Annotated in this window: 23 protein-coding genes; 17 read left to right on the top strand and 6 right to left on the bottom strand. The window is 64.4% G+C overall.

Going from position 1 to position 23,503, the window contains the following annotated elements:
* Positions 1–23: 23 nt before the first annotated feature.
* Positions 24–1,118: an iron-sulfur cluster carrier protein ApbC gene (apbC, locus tag RND78_RS19050; RefSeq protein WP_312731210.1), complete on the bottom strand. Its 1,095-nt coding sequence runs from the start codon at positions 1,116–1,118 to the stop codon at positions 24–26.
* A gap of 122 nt (positions 1,119–1,240) precedes the next feature.
* On the opposite strand from apbC, the gene RND78_RS19045 reads away from it, so the two are divergent.
* The 5 genes from RND78_RS19045 (at position 1,241) to RND78_RS19025 (ending at position 6,507) form a co-directional block, all read left to right on the top strand.
* On the top strand, positions 1,241–2,392 hold the full coding sequence (locus RND78_RS19045; RefSeq protein ID WP_312731209.1) for a M14-type cytosolic carboxypeptidase: 1,152 nt from the start codon (positions 1,241–1,243) through the stop codon (positions 2,390–2,392).
* 98 nt (positions 2,393–2,490) lie between these two features.
* Positions 2,491–4,530 carry a methionine--tRNA ligase gene (gene metG, locus RND78_RS19040; RefSeq protein WP_312731208.1) on the top strand — a complete coding sequence of 680 codons (2,040 nt, stop codon included), beginning with the start codon at positions 2,491–2,493 and terminating at the stop codon, positions 4,528–4,530.
* A 46-nt stretch (positions 4,531–4,576) separates the two neighbouring features.
* Positions 4,577–5,551: an RnfABCDGE type electron transport complex subunit B gene (locus tag RND78_RS19035; RefSeq protein WP_312731206.1), complete on the top strand. Its 975-nt coding sequence runs from the start codon at positions 4,577–4,579 to the stop codon at positions 5,549–5,551.
* Positions 5,548–6,186, top strand: coding sequence for an endonuclease III (gene nth, locus RND78_RS19030; protein WP_312731204.1), 639 nt, complete (start codon positions 5,548–5,550; stop codon positions 6,184–6,186). The genes RND78_RS19035 and nth overlap by 4 nt, the downstream gene beginning before the upstream one ends.
* 141 nt (positions 6,187–6,327) lie before the next feature.
* Positions 6,328–6,507: a PA3496 family putative envelope integrity protein gene (locus RND78_RS19025; RefSeq protein ID WP_312731203.1), complete on the top strand. Its 180-nt coding sequence runs from the start codon at positions 6,328–6,330 to the stop codon at positions 6,505–6,507.
* Positions 6,508–6,558: 51 nt separating this feature from the next.
* On the opposite strand, the gene RND78_RS19020 is transcribed toward RND78_RS19025, so the two are convergent.
* Both RND78_RS19020 and RND78_RS19015 read right to left on the bottom strand, forming a co-directional pair.
* Positions 6,559–7,776 (bottom strand): argininosuccinate synthase, encoded by a 1,218-nt coding sequence (locus RND78_RS19020; RefSeq protein WP_312731202.1) that lies wholly within the window; start codon positions 7,774–7,776, stop codon positions 6,559–6,561.
* 117 nt (positions 7,777–7,893) lie between these two features.
* The gene (locus RND78_RS19015; RefSeq protein WP_312731201.1) at positions 7,894–8,844 is read right to left on the bottom strand and encodes an OmpA family protein; all 951 of its coding nucleotides are present in this window, start codon (positions 8,842–8,844) and stop codon (positions 7,894–7,896) included.
* A gap of 143 nt (positions 8,845–8,987) precedes the next feature.
* Between RND78_RS19015 and pyrC the strand changes: the two genes are divergently transcribed.
* From pyrC to bfr, 4 genes are all read left to right on the top strand, one after another.
* Positions 8,988–10,031 carry a dihydroorotase gene (pyrC, locus tag RND78_RS19010; RefSeq protein ID WP_312731199.1) on the top strand — a complete coding sequence of 348 codons (1,044 nt, stop codon included), beginning with the start codon at positions 8,988–8,990 and terminating at the stop codon, positions 10,029–10,031.
* 2 nt (positions 10,032–10,033) lie between these two features.
* Positions 10,034–10,705 carry a ribonuclease T gene (gene rnt, locus RND78_RS19005; protein ID WP_409457078.1) on the top strand — a complete coding sequence of 224 codons (672 nt, stop codon included), beginning with the start codon at positions 10,034–10,036 and terminating at the stop codon, positions 10,703–10,705.
* A 110-nt stretch (positions 10,706–10,815) separates the two neighbouring features.
* A complete protein-coding gene (locus tag RND78_RS19000) occupies positions 10,816–11,031 on the top strand; it encodes a bacterioferritin-associated ferredoxin (RefSeq protein WP_058760977.1) in 216 nt (71 codons plus the stop codon).
* A 189-nt stretch (positions 11,032–11,220) separates the two neighbouring features.
* Positions 11,221–11,700 (top strand): bacterioferritin, encoded by a 480-nt coding sequence (bfr, locus tag RND78_RS18995; RefSeq protein WP_059227587.1) that lies wholly within the window; start codon positions 11,221–11,223, stop codon positions 11,698–11,700.
* A 63-nt stretch (positions 11,701–11,763) separates the two neighbouring features.
* On the opposite strand, the gene grxD is transcribed toward bfr, so the two are convergent.
* Positions 11,764–12,090, bottom strand: coding sequence for a Grx4 family monothiol glutaredoxin (gene grxD, locus RND78_RS18990; protein ID WP_059227585.1), 327 nt, complete (start codon positions 12,088–12,090; stop codon positions 11,764–11,766).
* Between the two features lie 237 nt (positions 12,091–12,327).
* On the opposite strand from grxD, the gene RND78_RS18985 reads away from it, so the two are divergent.
* The gene (locus tag RND78_RS18985; protein WP_312731192.1) at positions 12,328–12,732 is read left to right on the top strand and encodes a DUF3597 domain-containing protein; all 405 of its coding nucleotides are present in this window, start codon (positions 12,328–12,330) and stop codon (positions 12,730–12,732) included.
* Positions 12,733–12,938: 206 nt separating this feature from the next.
* Positions 12,939–13,856 (top strand): ornithine carbamoyltransferase, encoded by a 918-nt coding sequence (argF, locus tag RND78_RS18980; protein WP_312731190.1) that lies wholly within the window; start codon positions 12,939–12,941, stop codon positions 13,854–13,856.
* Positions 13,857–13,900: 44 nt separating this feature from the next.
* Here argF and RND78_RS18975 read toward each other — a convergent pair whose 3' ends face one another.
* Positions 13,901–14,683, bottom strand: coding sequence for a PhzF family phenazine biosynthesis protein (locus tag RND78_RS18975; protein ID WP_312731188.1), 783 nt, complete (start codon positions 14,681–14,683; stop codon positions 13,901–13,903).
* 295 nt (positions 14,684–14,978) lie between these two features.
* Between RND78_RS18975 and RND78_RS18970 the strand changes: the two genes are divergently transcribed.
* The 5 genes from RND78_RS18970 (at position 14,979) to metR (ending at position 21,048) form a co-directional block, all read left to right on the top strand.
* Positions 14,979–15,851, top strand: a complete 873-nt coding sequence (locus tag RND78_RS18970; protein ID WP_312731187.1) for an MIP/aquaporin family protein — start codon at positions 14,979–14,981, stop codon at positions 15,849–15,851.
* 30 nt (positions 15,852–15,881) lie between these two features.
* A complete protein-coding gene (glpK, locus tag RND78_RS18965) occupies positions 15,882–17,390 on the top strand; it encodes a glycerol kinase GlpK (protein ID WP_312731186.1) in 1,509 nt (502 codons plus the stop codon).
* A gap of 167 nt (positions 17,391–17,557) precedes the next feature.
* Complete coding sequence (locus tag RND78_RS18960; protein WP_312731184.1) at positions 17,558–18,322, top strand: DeoR family transcriptional regulator; 765 nt, start codon at positions 17,558–17,560, stop codon at positions 18,320–18,322.
* Positions 18,323–18,477: 155 nt separating this feature from the next.
* A complete protein-coding gene (glpD, locus tag RND78_RS18955; protein ID WP_312731183.1) occupies positions 18,478–20,010 on the top strand; it encodes a glycerol-3-phosphate dehydrogenase in 1,533 nt (510 codons plus the stop codon).
* Positions 20,011–20,130: 120 nt separating this feature from the next.
* Positions 20,131–21,048 carry a transcriptional regulator MetR gene (metR, locus tag RND78_RS18950; RefSeq protein ID WP_312731182.1) on the top strand — a complete coding sequence of 306 codons (918 nt, stop codon included), beginning with the start codon at positions 20,131–20,133 and terminating at the stop codon, positions 21,046–21,048.
* Positions 21,049–21,069: 21 nt separating this feature from the next.
* Here metR and RND78_RS18945 read toward each other — a convergent pair whose 3' ends face one another.
* A complete protein-coding gene (locus tag RND78_RS18945; RefSeq protein ID WP_059227567.1) occupies positions 21,070–21,330 on the bottom strand; it encodes a type B 50S ribosomal protein L31 in 261 nt (86 codons plus the stop codon).
* 400 nt (positions 21,331–21,730) lie between these two features.
* On the opposite strand from RND78_RS18945, the gene RND78_RS18940 reads away from it, so the two are divergent.
* Positions 21,731–23,503: an N-acetylglutaminylglutamine amidotransferase gene (locus tag RND78_RS18940; RefSeq protein WP_312731181.1), complete on the top strand. Its 1,773-nt coding sequence runs from the start codon at positions 21,731–21,733 to the stop codon at positions 23,501–23,503.

The raw sequence follows: 23,503 nt of genomic DNA, 5'->3' as shown, positions 1-23,503 counted from the left end.
GTCTCAAAGGCACAGGGACGAAATCAGTCGTCGCTGACGGTGATGGTGGGCATACCGTCACCGGCCTGGCCGCCCTGGGCGATACGCGCCCCGACCTTGCGCGCCAGCTCCTGGTAGATCAGTGCGATCTGGCTGTCGGGATCGGCGATGGCCGTGGGGCGGCCGGCATCGGCCTGTTCACGGATGGCCATGGCCAGCGGCAGCGAGGCCAGCAGATCCACGCCGTACTGCTCGGCCAGCCGGCTACCGCCGCCTTCGCCGAACAGGTGCTCGGCATGACCGCAGTGGGAGCAGATGTGCACCGCCATGTTCTCCACCACTCCGAGTACCGGGATGTTGACCTTCTGGAACATCTCGACGCCCTTTCTGGCATCCAGCAGCGCCAGGTCCTGAGGCGTGGTGACGATCACCGCGCCGGCCACCGGGACCTTCTGCGCCAGGGTCAGCTGGATGTCGCCGGTGCCGGGCGGCATGTCGATCACCAGGTAGTCGAGGTCATTCCAGGCGGTTTGGGTAATCAGCTGGATCAGGGCGCCGGAGACCATCGGCCCGCGCCAGGCCACCGGGGTCTTGTCGTTGGTCAGGAAGGCCATGGACATCACCTCGACGCCATGGGCCTGCAGCGGAATGAACCACTTCTCGTCACGCACCTCGGGACGGGTACCCTCGGCGAAGCCGAACATGATGCCCTGGCTCGGACCATAGATGTCGGCGTCCAGCACGCCCACCCGGGCACCTTCGCGGGCCAGCGCCAGCGCCAGGTTGGCGGCAGTGGTGGACTTGCCCACGCCGCCCTTGCCCGAAGCCACGGCGATGATGTTCTTGACGTTGCCCATGGCGTCCAGCTGCGGCTGGGCTGCGTGGGGCGCGATGTGGCAATCGATCTGGATCTCGGCGGTCTCGACCCCGGGCACGTTCTCCAGGGCGGTCTTGAGCACCTGGGCCAGACCGCCCTTGAACAGCCCGGCGGCATAGCCCAGCTCGAAGCGGGCACGCACGCGGCCGCCGTCCAGGGCGAGGTCCCGCAGGGCGCCGGCGCTGAGCAGGTCCTGTTCGAGATAGGGATCGTGGTACTGGCGCAGCGCGGCCTCGATGGCCTCGCGGGTCGGAGCGGTCATGCAGACTCCCGGAAACGACGGATAGGAAAAAGCAGCTGCGGCCTATGCTACCCACTGTCCTTGGTAAAGCCTATCCGCGCGGCGCTACACTCCGGGCTTATGTCCCTCTCGCGGAGCCCCGTGTGAACACCCCTTCCCTGCACATCAGTTCCACCTTCGACAGCGGCGCCGTTGAGGTGCTGTCCCTGGCCGACCCCGCCGACATCCGCCTGCGCATCCGCCCCGACAGCGCCTCGCCCTTCACCCAGTGGTTCCATTTCCGCCTGGAAGGCGCCCGCGGCCTGCCCTGCCGGCTAAGCTTCGACAACGCCGGCGAGTGCGCCTACCCCGAGGGCTGGCGCGACTACGGCGTGGTGGCCAGCCACGACGGCCGGGAGTGGTTCCGCATCCCCACCCGCTACGACGGCAAGACCCTGAGCTGGACGGTGACACCGGAATACGACAGCCTGTTCTTCGCCTACTTCGAGCCCTATTCCGAGAGTCGTCACCTGGCCTTCATGGGCGAAGCGCAGCGTCACCCCGCCGTCCGTCTGGAAACCGTCGGTCGCTCACTGTTGGGGCGTTCGCTGGACCTGCTGCGCATCGGCACGCCAAGCGCAGAGAAGAAGAACCTTTGGATCATCGCCCGCCAGCATCCCGGCGAGCCTATGGCCGAGTGGTTCGTCGAAGGCTTGGTGAGACGCCTGCTCGGCTTGGGCGAGCATCAGGGCGATCCGGTCGGCGCCAAGCTGCTGGAGCAGGCGGTGCTGCACGTGGTGCCCAACATGAATCCCGACGGTTCGGCACTGGGCAATCTGCGCACCAACGCCGCCGGTGCCAACCTCAACCGTGAGTGGCTGGAGCCGGACGAACAGCGCAGTCCCGAGGTACTGGCGGTACGTCGCGCCATCGCCGCGACCGGCTGCGATCTCTTCCTCGACATCCACGGCGACGAGGCCCTGCCCTATGTCTTCGTCGACGGCTGCAACGGCCTGCCCAACTTCGGCGAGCGCGAAGAAGCCGAGCAGCGGGCCTTCCTGCAACGCTTCCTGCGCGCCAGCCCGGACTTCCAGACTCGCTATGGCTACCCTCGCGGTCACTTCGGCAGCGAGACCCTGAAGCTCGCCACCAAGTACGTCGGCCATACCCATGGCTGCCTGGCCCTGACCCTGGAGTTGCCGTTCAAGGATAACGCCAACGATCCGCGTCCGGACGTCGGCTGGAACGGCGCCCGTAGCGCCGCCCTGGGCGCCGCCATGGTCAGTGCGCTGTATTGGCAGTTGGCCGATCTCTAGGCCTGCTCCTGCCCTCGCCCGTCCCCACGGATGAAACCGACCGGCCATTTCGCTATGATGGTCGGTCACCTTATCAGCGTCGCGATCCAGCCAAGACCATGACCGAGCCCCGCAAGATTCTCGTCACCAGCGCCCTGCCCTACGCCAATGGTTCCATCCACCTCGGCCATATGGTCGAGTACATCCAGACCGATATCTGGGCCCGCTTCCAGCGGCTGCGCGGCAACCAGTGCCTCTACGTCTGCGCCGACGACGCCCACGGCTCGGCCATCATGCTGCGCGCCGAGCGCGAAGGCATCACGCCCGAGCAACTGATCGACAACGTCAAGCGCGAGCACAGCGCCGACTTCGCCGACTTCGGCGTGGCCTTCGACAACTTCCACTCCACCCATGCGGAAGAGAATCGCGAGCTGTCGCGCGCCATCTACCTGAAGCTGCGGGAAAATGGTCACATCGCCACCCGCCCGGTCACCCAGTACTTCGACCCGGACAAGCAGATGTTCCTGGCCGACCGCTTCATCAAGGGCACCTGCCCCAAGTGCGGTAGCCCCGACCAGTACGGCGACAACTGCGAGAAGTGCGGCGCCACCTATGCGCCCACCGAATTGAAGGACCCGAAGTCGGCCATCTCCGGCGCGACGCCGGTGCTGCGCGAATCCGAGCACTTCTTCTTCAAGCTCCCCGACTTCGCCGACATGCTCAAGGGCTGGACCCGGGGCGGCGCCCTGCAGGAATCGGTAGCCAACAAGATCGCCGAATGGCTAGACGCCGGCCTGCAGGAGTGGGACATCTCCCGGGATGCGCCCTATTTCGGCTTCGAGATCCCCGACGCCCCGGGCAAGTACTTCTACGTCTGGCTGGACGCCCCCATCGGCTACATGGCCAGCTTCAAGAATCTTTGCGCCCGCCGCGACGACCTGGACTTCGATGCCTTCTGGAACAAGGACAGCAGCGCCGAGCTGTACCACTTCATCGGCAAGGACATCGTCAACTTCCACGCACTGTTCTGGCCGGCCATGCTCGAAGGTGCCGGCTACCGCAAGCCGACCGCGCTCAACGTCCACGGCTTCCTCACCGTCGACGGCCAGAAGATGTCCAAGTCCCGTGGCACCTTCATCAAGGCGCGCACCTACCTGGATCACCTCAATCCCGAGTACCTGCGCTACTACTTCGCCGCCAAGCTCTCGCGCCATGTCGAAGACATCGACCTGAACCTCGAGGACTTCGTGCAGAAGGTCAATTCCGACCTGGTGGGCAAGGTGGTCAACATCGCCAGCCGCTGCGCCGGCTTCATCCACAAGGGCAATGCCGGCCTGCTGGTGGATGCCCAGGCCGCGCCCGAGTTGGAAACCGCCTTCCGCGCCGCCGCGCCGAGCATCGCCGAAGCCTACGAGACCCGCGATTTCGGCCGCGCCATGCGCGAGATCATGGCCCTGGCCGACCGCGCCAATGCCTGGATCGCCGATAAGGCGCCCTGGAGCCTGGCCAAGCAGGACGGCAAGGCGGACGAGGTCCAGGCCATCTGCGCCCAGGGCATCGAGCTGTTCCGCCAGCTGGCGATCCTGCTCAAGCCGGTGCTGCCCAACCTGGTCGCTGCCGCCGAGAGCTTCCTGAACGTCGCCCCCCTGACCTGGGCCGACCTCGGGACGCGCCTGGCCAACCATCAGCTCAACGCCTTCCAGCCCCTGCTCACCCGCATCGAACCCGCCAAGGTGCAGACCATGATCGACGCTTCCAAGGAAGACCTGACCGCCCAGGCCGCGCCCCAACCCGCCGGCAACGGCGAACTGACCAAGGCCCCTCTGGCCGAGACCATCGACTTCGACACCTTCTCCAAGGTCGATCTGCGCATCGCCCTGATCGAGAAGGCCGAATTCGTCGAAGGTGCCGACAAGCTGCTGCGCCTGATCCTGGACATCGGCGATGCCAAGCGTAACGTCTTCTCCGGCATCAAGAGCGCCTACCCCGAGCCGAGCAAGCTCGAAGGCCGCCTGACCCTCTACGTCGCCAACCTGGCACCGCGCAAGATGAAGTTCGGCGTCTCCGAAGGCATGGTCCTGGCCGCCGGCCCTGGCGGCACCGAGATCCACCTGCTCAGCCCCGACAGCGGCGCCAAGCCGGGCCAGCGGGTGATGTGATGAATACGGCGCCTCAGGGCGCCGTTCTTCCTCCTATGCAACGACCATGAACGCCCAAGCCAACCTCATCAGCGCCATCGATGCCCTGCTGCCCCAGACCCAGTGCGGCAAGTGCGGCCACCCCGGTTGCCAGCCCTATGCGGCGGGCATCGTCGCGGGCGAGGCGCACAACAAGTGCCCGCCCGGCGGCGCGGCCACCATCCTCGAGCTGTCTGCCCTGCTCCAACGGCCAGCGCTGCCGCTGGATTCACCCTATCCGGTCACGCCGAGCCAGCGCGCGGTGATCCGCGAGGACGAGTGCATCGGCTGCACCAAGTGCATCCAGGTCTGCCCGACCGACGCCATCCTCGGCGCAGCCAAGCTGATGCACACGGTAATCGCCAGCGAATGCAGCGGCTGCGAGCTGTGCCTGGCACCCTGTCCGGTGGACTGCATCGACCTGGTACCCATGGTGGAACCTGCGGATCGAGAAGCGTCGCGCCAGCGCGCGCGTTACTATCGTCGCCGTTTCGACGCTCGGCAGGCGCGCCTGCAGCGAGAGCGCGAGCGGCTGGAGGCCGAGCGTCAGCGGCGCCAGGCACCGGCAGCCGCTATCGCCCCATCCCCGGCGAACGCCGCCGCGGAAGCCCCGCTCAAGTCCCTGAAGATCGCCGCCGCCATGGCCCGCGTCGCCCTGCAGAAGGCCGAGCGGCAACTGGCCCAATACGGTACGCCAGCCCTGACGGCCCAGGTTCAGCAGTTGCGTGAGGCCGCTCGACAGGCCCAGGAAGCGCTGGACCAGGCCCAGCAGGCGCCGGTAGATCCGGCGGCGACTGCACGGACGCCTCCTGTCCAGGACCCTGCCGCCCTCAAGCAGGCCCGCATCGCCGCCACCCTGGCCCGCGCCCAGCTGACCAAGGCCGAGCGCGCCTTCGGGGTCATGCCTACCCCCGAGCAAGCCGCCCAACTGGAAGCGCTACGTGGCGCTGCCCGGCAGGCCGCCCACCACCTCGCCGCCCTGGAAGAGCGAACCGCCCCATGAACGCCGCCAAACGCCTGGAGATCTTCCGTCGCCTGCACGAGGACAATCCCGATCCCAAGACGGAGCTGTCCTACGCCTCGCCCTTCGAGCTGCTGATCGCCGTGATCCTCTCCGCCCAGGCCACCGACGTCAGCGTCAACAAGGCCACCGCGCGCCTCTATCCGGTGGCCAACACGCCCCAGGCCATCCATGAGCTGGGCGTGGAGGGGCTGTCGGAGTACATCAAGACCATCGGTCTCTACAACAGCAAGGCCAAGAACGTCATCGAGACCTGCCGGCTGCTGCTGGAACGCCATGGCGGCGAGGTACCCCAGACCCGCGAGGAACTGGAAGCCCTGCCCGGCGTGGGACGCAAGACCGCCAACGTGGTGCTCAACACCGCGTTTCGCCAGGTTGCCATGGCGGTGGACACCCATATCTTCCGGGTCAGCAACCGCACCAACCTCGCCCCCGGCAAGAACGTGGTGGAGGTCGAACTCAAGCTGCTCAAGGTGGTACCCAGGGACTACCTGCTGGATGCCCATCACTGGCTGATCCTCCACGGCCGCTACGTTTGCCAGGCGCGCAGACCCCGTTGCGGCAGCTGCCGCATCGAGGATCTCTGCGAATACAAGGCGAAAACATCGGACGATTGAAAAAGGGCGTATCAAAGCCCTTCAGCGATTGAAAAAATCTTTTTTACCGGCCTCTGCTTTGTCGCTATAAGGTCGGCGAAAAGGTTCGCAGCCCCGTCGATGACTGGCGTGTGACCCTGTCCAGCCTTGCAGGAGTTACCCATGGCCGAAGACAAAAGCGACATCGATGTAGACGAGGATTTCGAGACCGACGGCGAGGCGCCCGAGGCCGTCGAGCCCGTGGTCAGCAAGACCAACCTGACCAAGCGCCGGCTGATCGACAACATGCTCGAAGAGCGGCGCCTGAAGAAGCAGATCTCCGAATACGACTTCGATCTTTGAGCCAAGAAAAAACCCCAGCCTAGGCTGGGGTTTTTGCACACTGAACCACCCTTACAGCAGGGTGCGACCCTTGCCTGCGGCAATGCGCATGCGCAGGGCGTTGAGCTTGATGAAGCCCGCGGCGTCGGCCTGGTTGTAGGCGCCACCGTCCTCTTCGAAGGTGGCGATGTTGGCGTCGAACAGCGATTCGTCGGACTTGCGACCGACGACGATGACGTTGCCCTTGTACAGCTTCAGACGCACCACGCCGTTCACGTTGGCCTGGGAAGCGTCGATCATCTGCTGCAGCATCAGGCGCTCGGGGCTCCACCAGTAGCCGGTGTAGATCAGGCTGGCGTATTTGGGCATCAGCTCGTCCTTGAGGTGGGCCACCTCGCGGTCGAGCGTGATGGACTCGATGGCACGGTGAGCCTTGAGCATGATGGTGCCGCCGGGAGTCTCGTAGCAGCCACGGGACTTCATGCCCACGTAGCGGTTCTCGACGATGTCCAGGCGACCGATGCCGTTCTCGCCGCCGATGCGGTTGAGTTCGGCCAGCACGGTGGCCGGGCTCAGCTCCTTGCCGTCGATGGCGACGATGTCGCCATTGCGGTAGGTCAGCTCGAGGTAGGCGGGGGTGTCCGGCGCGGCTTCCGGGGACTTGGTCCAGCGCCACATGTCTTCTTCGTGCTCGGTCCAGGTGTCTTCCAGCACGCCACCTTCATAGGAGATGTGCAGCAGGTTGGCATCCATGGAGTACGGCGACTTCTTCTTGCCGTGGCGCTCGATCGGGATCTGGTGCTTCTCGGCGTAGTCCATCAGCTTCTCGCGGGAGAGCAGATCCCACTCGCGCCAGGGGGCGATCACCTTGACGCCCGGCTTGAGCGCATAGGCGCCCAGCTCGAAACGCACCTGGTCGTTGCCCTTGCCGGTGGCACCGTGGGAGATGGCGTCGGCGCCGGTTTCGTTGGCGATCTCGATCAGGCGCTTGGCGATCAGCGGACGGGCGATGGAGGTGCCCAGCAGGTATTCGCCTTCGTAGACGGTATTGGCGCGGAACATCGGGAAGACGAAGTCGCGGACGAATTCCTCGCGCAGGTCGTCGATGTAGATTTCCTTGACGCCCATGGCCTTGGCCTTGGCGCGGGCCGGCTCGACTTCCTCGCCCTGGCCGAGGTCAGCGGTGAAGGTCACCACTTCGCAGTTATAGGTATCCTGCAGCCACTTGAGGATCACCGAGGTGTCCAGGCCGCCGGAATACGCCAGGACAACCTTCTTCACATCCGCCATGCCGTTCGCTCCCGTGTGTTGCGTTGAGTCGGAAAGCGGCAATTCTACTGGTCGTGGCGCACCTTTTATAGGGGTGCGACCCGGTCAGATGTCTGAGCGACATCCGCGCCCGGGTAACTAGCCCTTGGGCTTGGCCGGCGGTGCAGGGGTAGGCGCCGCCGGCTCGGCGGGATTGGCCGCCGTGCTGGTAGGGGTCGCCGGCGCCGGGGCGCTGCTTGGCGGCACCCGCGAGAACACCAGGGTCACCCTCCGGTTCAGCGCTCGATTCGTCTTGCTGTTGTTGGGCGCCACCGGATACTGCTCGCCGAAGAAGCGCAATTCGATCTGCTCGGCGGCGAAGCCCTTGGTCTTGAGGTACTCCATCACCGCGATGGCGCGCAGGCGCGATTCCTGGCGATTGTCCAGGCGCGTGCCCTGGTTGTCGCTGTAGCCGGAGACGATGACGTGGTTGACCGTCGGATCGGCTTTCAGGTAGTCGTCGATGAGGTCGAGCTTGGCCTTGGCGACGTCATCCAGAGTATCGCCGCCGCCTGGGAAATTGATCTGGGAGCGGCGGATCTGCTCGAAGTTGACCGCCAGCAACTTCTGGGTGCAGGCCTGGAATTGTTGGTAGGCCGGCTCGAAACGCACCGGCAGCAGCCGCACCTCGACGTGCTCGTTCAGGGCACCTGGTCGACTGACCTGGGGCATACGCCCCTCCATCAGCCCCGACAGCAGGCGCTGGGCCTGCTGCGCGGTGGTCGCCAGGGCCTGCTCGCCCTCCACCACCTGCACCGAGCCAAGATTGATGTCGCCCAACCCCGGCTTCCAGGGCACCGCCGCCGCTTTCAGGCTGGCGCTGCCGGCCGGCAGCCACTGGCCGCTGGGGCGCAGCTCGAACACCGTGGCCTCGCCAGCGCGGCGCAGGAAGCCGCCACTGCCGAAGCGCGGGATGGGCTGTACCAGCCGACAGGCGAAGATATCGCCCTCCACCTTCCATTCCACGCTCTCGAGCCGGCTCTGGAAGGTGGTCCCCCAGGCCGGTACGGCAAGCAGTAGCGTGGTGAGGATGAGGTAGCGCGGGCGCACGGCGAAGCTCCGGGAGCGAAAGGTACTTGGGCTTATTATCGGTCGGGCAGGCGGAAAACTTGAGTACCGATAGGCCTCACGGGTGCCGGCTATCCGCCTTTTCCGGTAGCATTTCCCTACTTTCCCGCAGCCTGGAATCCCGCATGACCGACCGGATCACCCTCGCCCGTCCCGACGACTGGCACATTCACTTGCGCGACGGCGCCGCCCTGCAGCAGACCGTCGCCGACGCCGCCCGCGAATTCGGTCGCGCCATCGTCATGCCCAACCTGGTGCCGCCGGTGCGCAACGCCGGGCAGGCCGCCGCCTATCGCGAGCGCATCCTTGCCGCCCGCCCGGCTGGCAGCCGCTTCGAGCCGCTGATGGTGCTCTACCTCACCGACCGCACCAGTCCGGAAGACGTCCGCACCGCCAAGGCCAGTGGCTTCGTGCATGCCGCCAAGCTCTATCCGGCCGGCGCCACCACCAATTCCGATTCCGGTGTCACCTCCCTGGACAACCTCTTTCCCACCCTGGAAGCCATGGCCGAGATCGGCCTGCCGCTGCTGGTGCACGGCGAGGTCACCCATGCCGAGGTGGACGTCTTCGACCGTGAGAAGAAGTTCATCGACGAGCACCTGGTGCGCATCGTCCAGCGCTTCCCGACGTTGAAGGTGGTCTTCGAGCACATCACCACCGGCGATGCCGCTGCCTTCGTGCGCGAGGCCCCAGCCAACGTGGGCGCCACCATCACCGTCCACCACCTGCTGTACAACCGCAACCACATGCTGGTGGGTGGTATCCGGCCGCACTTCTATTGCCTGCCGATCCTCAAGCGCAATACCCACCAGAGCGCCCTGCTGGACGCCGCCACCAGCGGCAATCCCAAGTTCTTCCTCGGCACCGACTCGGCGCCCCACGCTCGTCATGCCAAGGAAGCGGCCTGCGGCTGCGCCGGCTGCTACACCGCCTACGGCGCCCTGGAGCTCTATGCCGAGGCCTTCGAGAGCCGCAATGCCTTGGAGCGCCTGGAAGGCTTCGCCAGCCACTTCGGCGCGGACTTCTACGGCCTACCGCGCAACACCGAGACCGTCACCCTGGTCCGCGAAGACTGGCAGGCACCGGCGTCCCTGCCCTTCGGCGATCACGAAGTGATTCCCCTGCGTGCGGGCGAGACCCTACGCTGGCGCCTGGAGGTGGGCGCATGAGCATGGACGAGACCTTCAGCGACGAACTGGACGCCAGCCAGCCGATGTCCGACTCGCGCATCCCCATGGCGCGACGTTTCCGCGGCTACCTGCCGGTGGTGGTGGACGTCGAGACCGGCGGCTTCAACGCCGCCACCGATGCGCTGCTGGAAATCGCCGCCACCACCGTGGCCATGGACGACGAAGGCGTGCTCTATCCGGACCACACCTACTTCTTCCGCGTCGAGCCCTTCGCCGGTGCCAATATCGAGCCGGCGGCGCTGGAATTCACCGGCATCAAGCTCGACCATCCGCTGCGCATGGCGGTCGGCGAAGAGCAGGCGCTCAGCGAGATCTTCAAGGGCGTGCGCAAGTCGCTCAAGGCCAGCGGCTGCAAGCGAGCCATTCTGGTCGGCCACAACAGCAGCTTCGACCTCGGCTTCCTCAATGCCGCGGTGCTGCGCTGCGGCCTGAAGCGCAACCCCTTTCACCCCTTCTCCAGCTTCGATACCGCGACCCTTGCCGGCCTGGCCTATGGCCAGACGGTACTGGCCAAGGCCTGCCAGGCGGCGGGTATCGAGTTCGACAATCGCGAGGCCCACTCCGCGCGCTACGACACCGAGAAGACTGCCGAGCTGTTCTGCGGCATCGTCAACCGCTGGCGTGAGATGGGTGGCTGGGTCGATCTCGATTGACCACTCGTCGCCTGGACCGCCTTTGATGAGATTTTGCCTCCTACAACTTTGACAATCATTCTCATTGTCATTAGCTTTGGCGGCACCTCCACTCATTCAGCAGGCGATCCATGTACGTGTGTCTTTGCCGTGGCGTGACCGACAAGCAGATCCGTGAAGCCATCTATGACGGCTGCTGCAGTTATCGGGAAGTTCGGGAAAGCACCGGTTGCGCCACCCAGTGTGGCAAGTGCGCCTGCCTTGCCAAGCAAGTGGTCAAGGAGACCCTTGGCGAGTTGCATGGCGCACAGCAGCTCGCCTATGCCCTGGACGTACCCCGCGTCTAGGCGATTTTTTGTAAAAGAGCCGGACCTTGTGTCCGGCTTTTTTATTGTCTAATCAAACGCTTACGAAAAGGATGGAAAAGCTTTCGATTACCGTTCGATTTTCGTCGATTTTTCAACGACTTAAGCTTTTGACAAAGGCCTTTTCGACGCTCAGACTCGCGGCAATCCCACCCATTCGCAGGTCAGGCCATGAAAGGCGATATCACCGTCATCCAGCATTTGAACAAGATCCTCGGCAATGAACTGGTCGCCATCAACCAGTACTTCTTGCATTCGCGGATGTACAACGACTGGGGTATCCGCAAGCTCGGCCACCACGAGTACAAGGAATCCATCGACGAGATGAAGCACGCCGATCGTCTGATCGAGCGCATCCTGTTCCTGGAAGGCCTGCCCAACCTGCAGGACCTGGGCAAGCTGATGATCGGCGAGAATACCCAGGAGATGATCCAGTGCGACCTGCGCCTGGAGATCAGTGCCGTGGCCGACCTGCGCGAAGCCATCACCTACTGCGAGAGCGTGCGCGACTACGTGAGCCGCGACATGCTCAAGGACATCCTCGAGTCAGAGGAAGAGCACATCGATTGGCTGGAGACCCAGCTGACCCTGATCGCCAGCGTCGGCATCGAGAACTACATCCAGTCGCAGATGCACGACGACGATGACTGAGTGAATCGCGCCCATGAAAAAGCCCGCTTGATGCGGGCTTTTTCATGGGCAAAGGAAAAGGAATCAGGCGTCCTTCTGCTCCACGGCCTGCTTGATCAGGGTTTGCAGCTCGCCCTTTTCGTACAGCTCGGCCAGGATGTCGCTGCCGCCGACCAGTTCACCACCGACCCACAGCTGGGGGAACGTCGGCCAGTTGGCGTACTTGGGCAGGTTGGCGCGGATTTCCGGGTTCTGCAGGATGTCGACATAGGCGAACTTCTCGCCACAGGCCATCAGCACCTGGGCGGCACGGGACGAGAAACCGCACTGAGGCGCGTTCGGCGAACCCTTCATGTAGAGCAGCACGGGGTTGTTGGCAATCTGGTCTTTGATGGTATCGATGATGTCCACGATGCACCTCGCTAATACGGTGGGACGATTGTAACGGAAAGGCCCGTCAGACGCCGGAATTTCCATGACGGCAGGCCTTTGCCGGCGTGCCTCGAATGGGTAATCGACCACGCGCCGGCCCGGCCGTTCGCGACAGCACGCCCGATCAGCGGCCAGCAAACTTTGCCGCCGGACCTGTGGTCAGGTTAAGGGTAGGCGCCGCTCGGTGCGCCTGTTTCATGATCCCAGGAGAACTCCATGAGCCTGTTCAGCAAGATCCTTTCCAAGCTCGGTATCGGCGAAGCCCAGGCGGACACCCCCGCCGCAGCGCCTACCACCGGCGCGACCGACACCGCTGCGCCGGCTGGCAGCACCGCTCCGGCCGGTGGCGCTGCGCCCATCAGCCCGGTGGACGTCACCGCCAAGCTTGATGCCCTGGCCGCCCAGAAGGGCGAACAGCTCAACTGGAAGACTTCCATCGTCGACCTGCTCAAGCTACTCGACCTGGACAGTAGTCTCGCCGCCCGTCAGGAGTTGGCCAAGGAGCTGAACTGCCCGGCCGATAAGCTGGGCGACTCCGCCCAGATGAACATGTGGCTGCACAAGGCCGTACTGCAGAAGCTCGCCGATAACGGCGGCAACGTGCCGGCCGATCTGCTGTAAGGCTCAGCCAGGCCGCCCGCCGAGGGCTTGGCCCCCACCGCACGCCCGGCATGCCGGAAAAGCCCAGGCGTGCGATGGTGGTAAAATGCGACATGAACTTATACCATTTCGCCTTTGGTCTTTCCGCCGTTCGAAACGGCATGTTCTCAGGTTCGCCGCGCCCTTCCCGGGCGGCCGTTACCTGGATGGGACGCTAGGGTAACGAAATGACGGTTCGCCATTTTCTTTCTTTCATGGACTGTTCCCCCGCGGAACTGCGCCAGCTCATCAACCGCGGCATCGAACTCAAGGCCCTGCGCAACCAGGGCGTCCTGCACGAGCCCCTGCGCAATCGTGTCCTGGGCATGATCTTCGAGAAGGCCTCGACCCGTACCCGCCTCTCCTTCGAGGCCGGCATGATCCAGCTCGGCGGCCAGGCGATCTTCCTGTCTTCCCGCGACACCCAGCTCGGCCGCGGCGAACCGGTACCGGATAGTGCCCGGGTCATGTCCAGCATGCTCGACGGGGTGATGATCCGTACCTTCGCCCACGAGATGCTCACCACCTTCGCGGCCAACTCCAGGGTACCGGTGATCAACGGCCTGTCGGACGATCTGCATCCTTGCCAACTGCTGGCCGACATGCAGACCTTCTTCGAGTACCGGGGCGACATCCAGGGCAAGACGGTGGCCTGGATCGGCGACGGCAACAACATGTGCAACAGCTACATCGAGGCCGCCGAACAGCTGGACTTCCACCTGCGCATCGCCTGTCCGGAGGGCTACGAGCCCAATCCGCGCTTCCTTGCCCGCGCGGGCGAACGGGTCCGGGTGGTTCGCGAGCCGCGCGAAGCCGTGGCCCAGGCTCACCTGGTCAGCACCGACGTCTGGACCTCGATGGGCCAGGAAGAGGAAACCCGCCTGCGCCTGGCGGCTTTCAAACCCTACCAGGTGACCGCGGAACTGCTCGACGGCGCGGCGCCCGACGTGCTCTTCATGCACTGCCTGCCGGCCCATCGCGGCGAAGAAATCAGCCACACCTTGCTGGATGATCCCCGCGCCGTGGTCTGGGACGAAGCCGAGAATCGCCTGCACGCGCAGAAGGCCCTGCTGGAATTCCTCATCAAGCCGCCGCTGCACGTCTGATCGTGCGGAGACTTCGGGCATAGCGAATGCCCGAAGCCCCCGGATCAGAGCAGCAGGCGCCCGCTGAACACCGTTACCGCCCGCCCGGCGATACTGACGCGATCCCCATCCAGACGACACCAGAGCTGCCCACCCCGGGCCGATAGTTGCTGGGCGGTGAGCATCCGCTTGGCCAGTCGTCGCGACCAGTAGGGAATCAGGCTGCAATGCGCCGAGCCGGTGACCGGGTCTTCGGCCACCCCCACCGCCGGCGCGAAGAAGCGCGACACGAAATCGACCTCCTGGCCGCGAGCCGTGACGATGACGCCCTGCCAGGGTAGCCGGGCGATGGCGGCGAGGTCCGGTGTGCAGTCACGCACCGCCTGCTCGGATTCCAGCAGCACCAGCAACTTATCGGCCGCCAGGGCATCCACCGGCGACACCCGCAGTGCCCGCTCCAGCTCCGGCGTGACCCCCAGCTCCGAGGGCACCAGCGCGGGAAAATCCAGCGCCAGCAAGCCGTCCGGCTCCCGGAACACCCTCAGGGTGCCGGACTGGCTGATGAACTCCAGCCGATCACCCGCCTCCCCGTATATCTCGAACAGCACGTGCGCCGCGGCCAGGGTGGCGTGACCGCAGAGCGGTACTTCCACGCGCGGTGTGAACCAGCGAATCCGCCAGGTATCGCCCTCGCGGACCACGAAGGCGGTTTCCGAAAGGTTGTGCTCGGCGGCGATGCGTTGCAGCAGCTCGTCGGCTGGCCAGCTCTCCAGTCGATACACGGCGGCGGGATTGCCACGGAAGAGCTGATCGGTGAAGGCATCGACCTGATGGAATTCTAGGGACATGCACGCTTCCTGAGCAGAGAAGGATGAACGGCGAAAGTCGGCGGTACCTGCGCCCTCCCTAGGCTGGGCCGGCATCGACGGGCAGTACGTCAGACCTGGCAACGTGGAATTCGTCTCGCGGACCTACCTGACCAAGGTAGCAGGCACCGTCGCCTTGGCAATGAATTGTCGAACGTCGTCACTGTTTTTGCGCTCAGGGGCTTTGACAGTTTTCGAATTTGAAATTAGATTTTCGGTTGCGAACAAATAGCTATCCAGCTACCCCTTAATAAATACAACAACACGAGGCTCCCCAATGAGTACTCCCCTCGCTCCAACCTTACGCGGTCAATGTATCGCCGAGTTCCTCGGCACTGCCCTGCTCATCTTCTTCGGTACCGGTTGCGTGGCCGCGGCGAAGGTCGGCGGTGCGACGCTTGGCTTGTGGGAAATCAGCATCATCTGGGGCGTGGGTGTGAGCATGGCGGTCTATCTCGCCGCTGGCGTCTCCGGTGCGCACCTCAGCCCTGCCGTCACCATCGCCCTCTGGCTGTTCGGCGGCTTCGAAAGACGCAAGGTCCCGGCCTACATCCTGGCCCAGGTCGCCGGTGCCTTCTGCGGCGCGGCGCTGGTCTACGGCCTCTACAGCAGCCTGTTTTTCGATTATGAACAGACGCACCACATGATCCGCGGTAGCCAGGCGAGCCTGGAGTTGGCCGGCGTCTTCTCCACCTACGCCAATCCTTCCCTGTCGATCGGCCAGGCCTTCTTGGTGGAAACCGTCATCACCGCCATCCTGCTGGCGATGATCATGGCCCTCACCGACGATGGCAACGGCCTGCCCCGTGGCCCGCTCGCGCCCCTGCTGATCGGCCTGCTGATCGCCGTGATCGGCGGCTCCATGGGTCCGCTGACCGGCTTCGCCATGAACCCGGCGCGGGATTTCGGGCCGAAGCTGATGACCTTCTTCGCCGGCTGGGGTGAGATCGCCTTCACCGGTGGCCGGGACATCCCCTACTTCCTGGTGCCGATCTTCGCGCCCATCGTCGGGGCCTGCCTGGGCGCCGCCGGTTACAAGGCGCTGATCTGCCGCCATCTGCCCGGCCTGGCTTCGGGTGCCTGTGACGTCCCGGCCAAGGCCGAGGACAGTGCCCGCACCGAAGTGACCTCCGCCTCCAAAGCGTCCTGATCGCCGCGAATCACAATAAGGAACAAGACCATGACCGACCAGAACAAGCAGTACATCGTCGCGCTCGACCAGGGCACCACCAGCTCGCGCGCCATCGTGTTGGACCGCAATGCCAACGTGGTGACCATCGCCCAGCGCGAATTCGCGCAGATCTACCCGCAGGCTGGCTGGGTCGAGCACGACCCCATGGAGATCTGGGCCACCCAGAGCGCCGTCTTCGTCGAGGCGCTGGCCCAGGCCAGCATCAGCAACGAACAGATCGCGGCCATCGGTATCACCAACCAGCGTGAAACCGCCATCGTCTGGGACAAGACCACGGGTCGCCCCATCTACAATGCCATCGTCTGGCAGAGCCGCCAGAGCACCGCGATCTGCGACCAGCTCAAGCGCGACGGCCTGGAAGACCATATCCGCAAGACCACCGGCCTGGTGATCGACCCCTACTTCTCCGGTACCAAGATCAAGTGGATCCTTGACCACGTCGAGGGCAGCCGTGAACGTGCCCGTCGCGGCGAGCTGCTGTTCGGCACCGTGGATACGTGGCTGATTTGGAAGATGACCCAGGGCCAGGCCCATGTGACCGACTACACCAACGCCTCGCGCACCCTGCTGTTCGACATCCACAAGCGCGAGTGGGACGCCACTATGCTGGAAGTGCTGGATATCCCCCGCGAGATGCTGCCGGAGGTGAAGTCTTCCTCCGAGGTCTACGGCCAGGCGCATCTGGGCAGCGGCCAGACCACCGGCATCCCCATCGCCGGTATCGCCGGCGACCAGCAAGCGGCCCTGTTCGGCCAGATGTGCGTGGAGCCCGGCCAGGCCAAGAACACCTACGGCACCGGCTGCTTCCTGTTGATGAATACGGGTGAAAAAGCCGTGCAGTCCCAGCACGGCCTGCTCACCACCATCGCCTGCGGCCCGCGCGGCGAGGTCAACTATGCCCTGGAAGGCGCCATCTTCAACGGCGGTTCCACCGTGCAGTGGCTGCGTGACGAACTCAAGGTGATCAACGACTCCCTGGATTCGGAATACTTCGCCACCAAGGTGACCGACAGCAATGGCGTCTACCTGGTACCCGCCTTCACCGGTCTGGGCGCCCCCTACTGGGACCCCTATGCCCGCGGTGCGCTGTTCGGCCTGACTCGTGGCGTCAAGGTGGATCACATCATCCGTGCCACCCTGGAATCCATCGCCTTCCAGACCCGCGATGTGCTGGATGCCATGCAGCAGGATGCCGGCGAGGCGCTCAAGTCGCTACGCGTGGACGGCGGCGCCACCGCCAACAACTTCCTCATGCAGTTCCAGGCGGACGTCCTCGGCACCCGTGTCGAGCGCCCGGAAATGAAGGAGACCACCGCCCTGGGCGCGGCCTACCTGGCGGGCCTGGCCACCGGTTTCTGGAGCAGCTTGGACGAATTGCGCAGCAAGAGCACCATCGAGCGCGTCTTCGAGCCGGCCTGCGACAACAGCAAGCGTGACCACCTCTACAAAGGCTGGAAGAAGGCAGTCGAGCGTACCCGCGGCTGGGCACTCGACTGAATGAAGCTGATCTGGGGGCTGTCGGCATCTGCCTGACGGCTTCAGACGGCACCCAACGAGACCGGCGTCTTCCGACGCCGGTCTTGCTTTGCGCGACAAGCGCTTTCCACGTTGAAAGACCTCCGGCATCCTCTGTGAATTTACTCGATCACCTCAAGGAAGCCGCAATGAGCCTGGCGCCTCGCCAACAGCAGATTCTCGAACTGGTCCGTGAGCGCGGCTACGTCAGCATCGAAGAACTGGCGCAACATTTCTCCGTCACCCCCCAGACGATCCGTCGCGACATCAACCAGCTCGCCGAAGCCGGCCTGCTGCGGCGCTACCACGGCGGTGCCGCCCACGACTCCAGCGTGGAAAACACCGAGTACAGCATGAGGGCCGGCCAGATGCGCGAAGAGAAGCGCCTGATCGCCGAAGCCGTGGCCGCCGCGGTGCCCGACCATGCCTCGCTGTTCATCAACATCGGCACCACTACCGAGGCCATCGCCCATGCCCTGCTCGGGCATCGCAGCCTCAAGGTCATCACCAATAACCTGCACGTGGCGAACATCCTCAGTGCCAAGGACGACTTCGACGTCCTCATCGCCAGCGGCAAGGTGCGTAGCGACGGCGGCGTGGTCGGCCAGGCCACCGCCGACTTCATCAAGCAGTTCAAGGTCGACTATGCCCTGGTCGGCATCAGCGGGATCGACGAGGACGGCACGCTACTGGACTTCGATTACCAGGAAGTCTGCGTGTCCCAGGCCATCATCCATAACGCCCGCCAGGTGTTTCTCGCCGCCGATTCCAGCAAGTTCGGCCGTAGCGCCATGATCCGCCTGGGCAGCCTGGAGCAGATCGATCACCTCTTCACCGAGCGGGAGCCCTCCCCGGCCTTTGCCCGCTGCCTGAAGGAGTGGCAGGTGAAGGTGGAAGTGGCACGTCCGCGCTGACGCCCCTGGCGACGACCATTCGTCGCCAAACCTTCGCATATATTCGTTTTTTTTCGTTTTAGTGGTCTCAGCAGAGGAGTCCAGCTAGAACAGCCAATTTCTCTGGGCTATGATGTTCGAAACCGAATAATTATGTTCGTTTCAAAGGAGGCACCATGGCCCAGGCACCCACCGTAACTCCCCGGACCTACGACCTCGCCGTCATCGGCGGTGGTATCAACGGCGTCGGCATCGCCGCCGACGCCGCAGGACGAGGCCTGTCGGTGTTCCTTTGTGAGCGCGACGACCTGGCGAGCCATACCTCCTCCGCCAGCAGCAAGCTGATCCATGGTGGCCTGCGCTATCTGGAGCATCATGAGTTCCGCCTGGTGCGCGAAGCCCTGGCCGAACGCGAGGTGCTGCTGGCCAAGGCGCCGCATATCGTCAAGCCAATGCGCTTCGTGCTGCCCCACCGCCCGCATCTGCGTCCGGCCTGGATGATCCGTGCCGGCCTGTTCCTCTATGACCATCTGGGCAAGCGCGAGAAGCTGCCGGGCTCCCGTGGTCTGAAATTCGACGCTCACGGTCCGCTCAAGGCCGAGATCAAGCGCGGCTTCGAATATTCCGATTGCTGGGTGGATGACGCCCGCCTGGTGGTGCTCAACGCCATGCAGGCACGAGAGAAAGGTGCCGAGATCGTCACCCGCACCCGCTGCGTCAGTGCCCGTCGAGTGGACGGCCAGTGGGAGGTGGAGCTCGAAGGACCCGCAGGTCGCCAACAGATTCGCGCCAAGGCTCTGGTGAACGCCGCCGGCCCCTGGGTAGCCAGCTTCATTCGCCAGGATCTGCAACAAAAATCGCCTTACGGCATTCGCCTGATCCAGGGTAGCCATGTCATCGTGCCCAAGCTGTATGAAGGCGAGCAGGCCTACATCATGCAGAACGAAGACCGTCGCATCGTCTTCGCCATTCCTTACCTAGGCCAGTACACCATGGTCGGCACCACGGATCGCGAATACCAGGGCGATCCGGCCAAGGTGACCATTACCGAACAGGAAATCGACTACGTGCTGGGGGTGGCCAATGCCCACTTCCGCAAGCAGCTCAGCCGTGACGATGTGCTGCACAGCTTCTCCGGTGTTCGTCCGCTGTGTGACGACGAGTCGGACAATCCCTCGGCCATCACCCGGGACTACACCCTGTCGCTGGCCGAAGAACAGGGAGCGCCCCTGCTGTCGGTATTCGGCGGCAAGCTGACCACCTATCGCAAGCTCGCCGAGTCGGCGATGGCTCAGTTGCAGCCTTACTTCCCGGCCCTGGGCGGCAGCTGGACGGCGGTCGAGCCGCTGCCCGGCGGCGAGAACATGACCACCCCCCAGGCCCTCACTCGCGAACTGCTGGACAAGGTCAGTGGCCTGACGCCTGCCCTGGCCCAGCGCTGGGCGACCACCTACGGCAGCCGGGTCTGGACACTGCTCGGTGATGCCCGCTCCGTGGACGACCTGGGCACCGTACTGGGCGCCGACCTGCACGCTCGCGAGGTGGAGTACCTGCAACGTCACGAGTGGGTCATCAGCATTGACGACATCCTCTGGCGGCGGACCAAGCTGGGCTTGACCTTCACCGAGGCCGAGCATTCGGCGTTGGAGGATTTCCTCGCCCATTCCGCGCCGCTGGTCCAGACCGCCAAGGGCAGCAACGCAGCCTGATCGCCGGCAGCACTGGCCGCGACGTCTGCCGACGTCGCGGTCGATGCAGCTTCCCCAGCGGGGCATAGGCAGCAACATGAAAAACCTTCATGATGCGCCTTTAGTGCCTGTGCCCGAGCCATGTTCGAACTTCGCCACCTCAAGACCCTGCACGCCCTGCGCGAATCCTCCAGCCTGGTGGAAGCCGCGGAGCGCCTGCATCTGACCCAGTCCGCCCTCTCCCATCAGTTCAAGGAACTGGAAGAGCGCCTGGGCACACCCTTGTTCATCCGCAAGACCAAGCCCATCCGCTTCACCAGTGCCGGCCTGCGCCTGCTGCAGACCGCCGATGCGGTATTGCCCCACCTGCGCAGTACGGAGCGGGATCTGGCGCGGTTGGTGGGCGGAACGGCGGGTCGCCTGCACATGGCCATCGAATGCCACAGTTGTTTCCAGTGGCTGATGCCGACCATAGACCAGTTTCGCGACTCCTGGCCGGAAGTGGAGCTGGACCTGGCCTCCGGGTTCTCCTTCGCACCCTTGCCTGCGCTGGCGCGGGGCGATCTGGATCTGGTGGTGACAGCCGATCCGGTGGACCTCTCTGGGGTCACCTATGTGCCGCTGTTCACCTACGAAGCCCTGCTGGCGGTAGCCAACCAGCATCCACTGGCACAGCGGCCCTATATCGTGCCCGAGGACCTCGCCCAAGAGACCCAGATCACCTATCCGGTGGAGCGCGATCGGCTGGATATCTTCACCCGCTTTCTCGATCCGGCCGATGTCGAACCCCTGTCGATTCGTACGGCGGAGATGACGGTGATGATGCTGCAACTGGTGGCCTCGGGCCGCGGCGTCTGCTGCCTGCCCAACTGGGCGATCCACGAGTACAGCTCGCGCGGCTATGTGACGGCGCGCCGGCTGGGAGAGAAAGGGCTCTATGCGACGCTCTATGCGGCGATCCGCGAAGACATGCTGGAGGCGCCCTTCATGCAGGACTTCCTGCTGACGGCCAAGGACACCTCCTTCGCTACCCTCGAAGGGGTCAGCAGCGCGCGCTGAGCCGGCGCGCTGCTCTGGGGCTTACTTGCTGTTGCCACCCGGAAAGCCGGCGAATCTCTTGTTGAAGCTCGAGACACGGCCTTCGACCTTCATCTGACGCTGCTCGCCGGTATAGATGGGGTGGGAGGCGCTGGACACGTCGAGACTGATGTAGGGGTAGGTCTGGCCTTCGTATTCCTGGGTCCGGTCGCTCTCGGCGGTGGAGCGAATCAGGAAGTAGGTGTCCGAAGTGGTGTCATGGAACAGCACCGGGCGATAGTTGGGATGGATACCGGGTTTCATGTTGCTTCTCCTGCTCTGGGCACCTGCGACGGAATGTCCATCGGCGCGCTCGATAAAGATACATTATAACATATAGGTGAGACTCTTGCAGCCCTGCCTGTGACGTCAGCGACAGCTCTGGGCCTTGCCATGGAACCATCCGCCGCGCTTGGGGCTCGTAACCTGAGGCCCTGACTGGCGGCATCTCCACGTTCCATGAGACCCGCCGCCGGTCGATGCGTGCGGCCAGGCCGATGATCTCCGGCAGACGAGCTGCCCTCTTCCGCGCCCTACCTGCACGCACAGCGCCCTGCATTGGCTTCTCAAGGACGCAGAGAAGTCCACACGCATTGGATGCGCACGCCGGGTTCGGGACTGAACCCACCGCGCCGCATCCCAAGGATTCAAGAGGCACAGAACCATGTGCGGCATCGCCGGCGAGCTTCGTTTCGATCAACAACCCGCAGCCATCAGCGCGGTGGAGCGCATCACCCACCGTCTGGAACAGCGTGGACCCGACGCCTGGGGCTTTCATAGCCAGGGTCCTGTCGCGCTGGGCCATCGGCGGCTGAAGATCATGGATCTGGCGGAAGCCTCGGGCCAACCCATGATCGAGCCGGAACTGGGCCTGTCCATGGTGTTCAATGGCGCCATCTACAACTATCCAGAGCTCCGTACCGAACTCGAGGCCAAGGGTTATCGCTTCCATTCCGGTGGCGATACCGAGATCCTGCTCAAGGCCTATCATGCCTGGGGCAAGGACATGCTGCCCAAGCTCAATGGCATGTTCGCCTTCGCCATCTGGGAGCGCGACAGCGGCCGGCTGTTCATCGCCCGCGACCGCCTGGGCATCAAGCCGCTCTATCTGTCCCTCACCGACAAGCGCCTGAGATTCGCTTCCAGCCTGCCCGCACTGCTGGAAGCCGGCGACATCGATACCCGCATCGATCCGGTCGCTCTCAACCACTATTTGAACTTCCACGCCGTGGTCCCGGCCCCACGCACCATCCTGCAAGGGGTGCAGAAACTGCCACCGGCGACCTGGATGACTTTTGACGCCTCCGGTAAGCAGCAGCAGGACACCTGGTGGACCCTGGATTACGGTCCCCACGAGGACGAACGCCGCTTCACCCTGGACGACTGGGCCGAACGGGTCCTCCACGGCCTGAAGGATGCCGTGGCGATCCGCCAGCGCGCCGCGCGCGAAGTGGGCGTGCTGCTGTCCGGCGGCGTGGATTCCAGCCTGCTGGTCGGCCTGCTGCACGACTCGGGGGTCAAGGACCTGCTGACCTTCTCCATCGGCTTCGAGGATGCCGGCGGCGAGCGCGGCGACGAATTCCAGTATTCCGACCTGATCGCCAACCACTATGGCACCCGTCACCGCCAGTTGCGCATCGCCGAAGACGAGATCATCCAGCAGTTGCCGCGTGCCTTCTCCGCCATGAGCGAGCCGATGGTGAGCCATGACTGCATCGCCTTCTACCTGCTGTCGCGGGAAGTCTCCAAGCACTGCAAGGTGGTGCAGAGCGGCCAGGGCGCCGACGAACTCTTCGCCGGCTACCACTGGTATCCCCAGGTGCATGGCGCCGCCGATCCCTTCGCCGCCTATCGCGCCGCCTTCTTCGACCGCGACTACGCCCAGTACGCCGCCACGGTGCAGGCTGGCGTGCGGCTGGAGGAGGATGCGGCCGAAGCCTTCGTCCGCCAGCACTTCGCCAAACCAGGCGCCAGTGCCGGAGTCGACAAGGCCCTGCGCCTGGACAGTACCGTGATGCTGGTGGACGACCCGGTCAAGCGAGTCGACAACATGACCATGGCCTGGGGCCTGGAAGCCCGGGTGCCCTTCCTCGACTATCGCCTGGCCGAGCTATCGGCGCGCATTCCCGCCGAATTCAAGCTGGGCGACGGCGGCAAGCAGGTGCTCAAGGCCACGGCGCGCAAGGTCATTCCCCACGAGGTGATCGACCGACCCAAGGGCTATTTCCCGGTACCGGGTCTCAAGCACCTGGAAGGCAATACCCTGACCTGGGTCCGCGAGTTGCTGCTGGACCCCAGCCAGGATCGTGGCCTGTTCGAGACCGCCGAGATCGATCGCCTGCTGACCAATCCGGCTGATCGCATCACGCCCCTGCGCGGGTCCAAGCTATGGCAGTTGGCGGCGCTCAACCTCTGGCTGAGCGAACACGGACTTTAA

The sequence above is a fragment of the Pseudomonas oryzihabitans genome, from assembly GCF_032027545.1.
In the GTDB taxonomy this organism is placed as follows: domain Bacteria; phylum Pseudomonadota; class Gammaproteobacteria; order Pseudomonadales; family Pseudomonadaceae; genus Chryseomonas; species Chryseomonas oryzihabitans_F.
Note: the sequence above shows the minus strand (reverse complement) of the source record. Positions and strands in the feature narration are given on the sequence as shown.

What these genes read in the sequence shown, in the direction of transcription:
- apbC (WP_312731210.1), bottom strand. Translation starts at nt 1,118, where the DNA reads ATGACCGCTCCGACCCGCGAGGCCATCGAGGCCGCGCTGCGCCAGTAC.
- metG (WP_312731208.1), top strand. Translation starts at nt 2,491, where the DNA reads ATGACCGAGCCCCGCAAGATTCTCGTCACCAGCGCCCTGCCCTACGCC.
- RND78_RS19035 (WP_312731206.1), top strand. Translation starts at nt 4,577, where the DNA reads ATGAACGCCCAAGCCAACCTCATCAGCGCCATCGATGCCCTGCTGCCC.
- nth (WP_312731204.1), top strand. Translation starts at nt 5,548, where the DNA reads ATGAACGCCGCCAAACGCCTGGAGATCTTCCGTCGCCTGCACGAGGAC.
- RND78_RS19025 (WP_312731203.1), top strand. Translation starts at nt 6,328, where the DNA reads ATGGCCGAAGACAAAAGCGACATCGATGTAGACGAGGATTTCGAGACC.
- RND78_RS19020 (WP_312731202.1), bottom strand. Translation starts at nt 7,776, where the DNA reads ATGGCGGATGTGAAGAAGGTTGTCCTGGCGTATTCCGGCGGCCTGGAC.
- pyrC (WP_312731199.1), top strand. Translation starts at nt 8,988, where the DNA reads ATGACCGACCGGATCACCCTCGCCCGTCCCGACGACTGGCACATTCAC.
- rnt (WP_409457078.1), top strand. Translation starts at nt 10,034, where the DNA reads ATGGACGAGACCTTCAGCGACGAACTGGACGCCAGCCAGCCGATGTCC.
- RND78_RS19000 (WP_058760977.1), top strand. Translation starts at nt 10,816, where the DNA reads ATGTACGTGTGTCTTTGCCGTGGCGTGACCGACAAGCAGATCCGTGAA.
- bfr (WP_059227587.1), top strand. Translation starts at nt 11,221, where the DNA reads ATGAAAGGCGATATCACCGTCATCCAGCATTTGAACAAGATCCTCGGC.
- RND78_RS18985 (WP_312731192.1), top strand. Translation starts at nt 12,328, where the DNA reads ATGAGCCTGTTCAGCAAGATCCTTTCCAAGCTCGGTATCGGCGAAGCC.
- argF (WP_312731190.1), top strand. Translation starts at nt 12,939, where the DNA reads ATGACGGTTCGCCATTTTCTTTCTTTCATGGACTGTTCCCCCGCGGAA.
- RND78_RS18975 (WP_312731188.1), bottom strand. Translation starts at nt 14,683, where the DNA reads ATGTCCCTAGAATTCCATCAGGTCGATGCCTTCACCGATCAGCTCTTC.
- RND78_RS18970 (WP_312731187.1), top strand. Translation starts at nt 14,979, where the DNA reads ATGAGTACTCCCCTCGCTCCAACCTTACGCGGTCAATGTATCGCCGAG.
- glpK (WP_312731186.1), top strand. Translation starts at nt 15,882, where the DNA reads ATGACCGACCAGAACAAGCAGTACATCGTCGCGCTCGACCAGGGCACC.
- RND78_RS18960 (WP_312731184.1), top strand. Translation starts at nt 17,558, where the DNA reads ATGAGCCTGGCGCCTCGCCAACAGCAGATTCTCGAACTGGTCCGTGAG.
- glpD (WP_312731183.1), top strand. Translation starts at nt 18,478, where the DNA reads ATGGCCCAGGCACCCACCGTAACTCCCCGGACCTACGACCTCGCCGTC.
- metR (WP_312731182.1), top strand. Translation starts at nt 20,131, where the DNA reads ATGTTCGAACTTCGCCACCTCAAGACCCTGCACGCCCTGCGCGAATCC.
- RND78_RS18945 (WP_059227567.1), bottom strand. Translation starts at nt 21,330, where the DNA reads ATGAAACCCGGTATCCATCCCAACTATCGCCCGGTGCTGTTCCATGAC.
- RND78_RS18940 (WP_312731181.1), top strand. Translation starts at nt 21,731, where the DNA reads ATGTGCGGCATCGCCGGCGAGCTTCGTTTCGATCAACAACCCGCAGCC.